A 3,037-nucleotide genomic window follows, 5' to 3' on the forward strand; every position below is an offset into this window, starting at 1 on the left:
CCACATTTCTCGACGCGCTACGCACCTGGTTCGCGGGGCCGGGTGCCAGCGATCTGGTCGTTCGTGGATAACCTCTAGGGAGCGATGACTTCCAACGGATCGTAATGTGCGGGGCCATGCGACCCGAAGGCGATGCCCGGCAGGCTGTCCGGTTTCAGCCTGATGGCGGACAATTCGCTTTCCGCAAAGAACCGGCGGGTATGCACGACCCGTTCGGGATCGGACCAGCCGGGGTCAAGCTGCCCGGCCACAACGGTGCAGCGGAAGAAGAGGTCGACTTGATGGAACCCGGTGCGCGGATCGTGAAACTCATTGACCAGGGCAAGAGGTCCGACCGAAACATGCAGCCCGCATTCCTCATGCACCTCGCGGACGAGGTTGTCGGGCAGGGACCGCCCCGGCTCGACCCCTCCGCCCGGCGCGCACCACAGATCCGACCGGCGGCCGGCATAGGCATTGACCAGCAGCAGGCACCCATCCTGAACAATTATGGCGCGTGTCGCCAGACGTGGAGAGTGAGGTTTCATCCGCCGGAGAGTGACGTAGCGTACCTCACAGGACAAGAGGGCTCGCAACGTCGCAGCCGATCTCTTATCTCTTGGGGCATGTGGAAAGCCATCCTTACCCTGCTGCTGATCGTTGCCGGACTGCCCGCACGGGCGGAATGCGTGGTGCTGCTGCATGGCCTTGCGCGCAGCGATGCGTCGCTTCTGGTCATGGAGACGGCGCTGGATGACGCCGGATATCGCGTGATCAATGTCGATTACCCGTCAACCGAGGCGACGATCGGGGAACTGGTGGAGGGCTATGTCGGCCCGGCGGTTGCGAAGTGCGGGGCGGAGCGGACGAGTTTTGTCACCCATTCGATGGGCGGTATTCTGGTGCGCGCGTGGCTGGCCGATCACCGGCCTGCCGAAATGGGCCGGGTCGTGATGCTCGCGCCGCCCAATCATGGGTCCGAACTGGTGGATGCGTTCGGCGATCTCGGTCCCTTCCGCTGGATCAACGGCCCGGCGGGGCTTGAGCTTGGAACTGCGCCCACAAGTGTGCCGAATGCGCTGCCCGCCGTTCAGTTCGATCTTGGCATCATTGCCGGAAACCGGTCCTTGAACCCGATCTATTCGGCGGTCATCGGCGGGCAGGATGACGGCAAGGTCAGCGTGGGCAGCACGCGGATCGGCGGCATGAACGACCATATCGTTCTGCCGGTCACCCATACATTCATGATGAACAACCCGCTGGTGATTGCTGAAGTGATCGAGTTTCTTCAGCACGGTCGGTTCGACCATGACCTGACCTATCTGGACGCGGCCGAACGTCTGATCGAATGACGCCTCAGCGCGGGGCGGCGATCCGGTTGACATGGCCCATCTTGCGGCCCGGCCGTGCTTCGGCCTTGCCATAGAGGTGGATGGCAGTGCTGCTTTCGCGAGCAATGTCCGGAATGCGGTCGATGTCGTCGCCGATCAGGTTCTCCATCACCACATCGGAATGACGGCTGCCGTCGCCCAAGGGCCACCCAGCAACCGCGCGGATGTGCTGTTCGAACTGGTCGACCGCGCAACCATTCTGCGTCCAGTGGCCGGAATTGTGGACGCGCGGGGCGATTTCGTTGACGATCAGGCCCGCAGGCGTCACGAACAGCTCGACCCCCATGACGCCGACATAATCGAGCGCATTGAGGATCTTGCCCGCGATCAGCACCGCATCGGTGCGCTGCGCTGTGGTCAGGCGGGCGGGCACGGTGGTTGTCCGCAGGATGCCGCCCTCATGGACGTTCTCACCCGGATCGAAGGCCGCAACCTCGCCCGACGCGCCGCGCGCCGCGATGACTGAGACCTCGTGGCTGAAATCGACGAAGCCCTCAAGGATCGAGGACGCGCCGCTCATCGCCGCAAGGGCTGCCTCGGCGTCGTCCGCAGTGGCAAGCCGCGCCTGCCCCTTGCCGTCATAGCCAAGACGGCGGGTCTTGAGAATCGCGGGCAGGCCGATCTCATCCATCGCTTCAGCAAGATCGGTTTCATCGTCGACTGCCGCATAGGGCGCGGTCTGCAAGCCGATATCGCGCAGGAAGGTCTTTTCGACCAGCCGGTCCTGACTGACCGACAAGGCGCGGCGGTTCGGATGGATCGGGCGATGCGCCTCAAGCGCGTCGAGCGCCGAGGTCGGGATATTCTCGAACTCATAGGTCACGACATCGACCGAGGCGGCGAAGCGTTCCAGCGCGGCAAGGTCGTCATAGGATGCCGTCGTGACGGCATGGGCCACATCCGCCGCCGGAGGGTTCGCGGCAGGTTCAAAGATATGGGTCCGGTATCCGAGCCGGGCGGCGGCAACGGACAGCATGCGGCCCAACTGGCCGCCACCAAGAATGCCGATCACGGAACCGGCGGGCAGGGGATTACTCATCTTCAGGCTCATCCGGGATTGAGGCGGAAAGGGCATCGCGCCAGGCGTCAAGGCGTTCGGCAAGGGTGGGGTCACTGATGGCGAGGATACCGGCCGCCATCAGAGCGGCATTGGCAGCCCCTGCCGCCCCGATGGCCATCGTGGCCACGGGATAGCCCTTGGGCATCTGGACGATGGAATAGAGGCTGTCGACGCCGGACAGGGCCTTGGTCTGGACCGGCACGCCGATCACCGGCACGCGGGTCTTGGATGCCATCATGCCCGGAAGATGCGCAGCCCCGCCCGCACCCGCGATGATCACATGCAGCCCGCGTTCGACGGCCGATTTCCCGTAGGCCCAGAGCCGGTCCGGTGTGCGATGGGCTGAGACGATCCTGGCCTCATAGGCAATCCCGAGCGCGTCGAGAATTGACGCCGCTTCCTTCATTGTGGGCCAGTCGGACTGCGACCCCATGATGATCCCGACTTTAACGCTCATTCGGCTGTCCCCGGCGCCCGCGAAATGGAGCGCGCACTATAGCGGCGATGCCGGGCGGGGCAAGGTCGTTGGGGCGGTGACGATGCCTTCGCCAGAGTTTTTCGTTCTGAACCCTTTGCGGATATTGGTATGCGCAACACAAGCCGGGCG

The 3,037-nt window shown here is 64.1% G+C and carries 4 protein-coding genes; 1 reads left to right on the forward strand and 3 read right to left on the reverse strand.

What is annotated here, in order from left to right:
- Positions 1–74 precede the first annotated feature (74 nt).
- Positions 75–527 carry an NUDIX domain-containing protein gene (locus WBB85_RS19650; RefSeq protein WP_432640282.1) on the reverse strand — a complete coding sequence of 151 codons (453 nt, stop codon included), beginning with the start codon at positions 525–527 and terminating at the stop codon, positions 75–77.
- A gap of 78 nt (positions 528–605) precedes the next feature.
- Between WBB85_RS19650 and WBB85_RS19655 the strand changes: the two genes are divergently transcribed.
- Positions 606–1,331, forward strand: coding sequence for an esterase/lipase family protein (locus WBB85_RS19655; protein WP_432640283.1), 726 nt, complete (start codon positions 606–608; stop codon positions 1,329–1,331).
- 4 nt (positions 1,332–1,335) lie between these two features.
- Here WBB85_RS19655 and WBB85_RS19660 read toward each other — a convergent pair whose 3' ends face one another.
- Positions 1,336–2,409 (reverse strand): 5-(carboxyamino)imidazole ribonucleotide synthase, encoded by a 1,074-nt coding sequence (locus WBB85_RS19660; RefSeq protein WP_432640284.1) that lies wholly within the window; start codon positions 2,407–2,409, stop codon positions 1,336–1,338.
- A complete protein-coding gene (purE, locus tag WBB85_RS19665) occupies positions 2,402–2,887 on the reverse strand; it encodes a 5-(carboxyamino)imidazole ribonucleotide mutase (RefSeq protein ID WP_432640285.1) in 486 nt (161 codons plus the stop codon). The genes WBB85_RS19660 and purE overlap by 8 nt, the downstream gene beginning before the upstream one ends.
- Positions 2,888–3,037 lie beyond the last annotated feature (150 nt).

The sequence above is a fragment of the Albidovulum sp. genome, from assembly GCF_049646345.1.
Classification (GTDB): domain Bacteria; phylum Pseudomonadota; class Alphaproteobacteria; order Rhodobacterales; family Rhodobacteraceae; genus Albidovulum.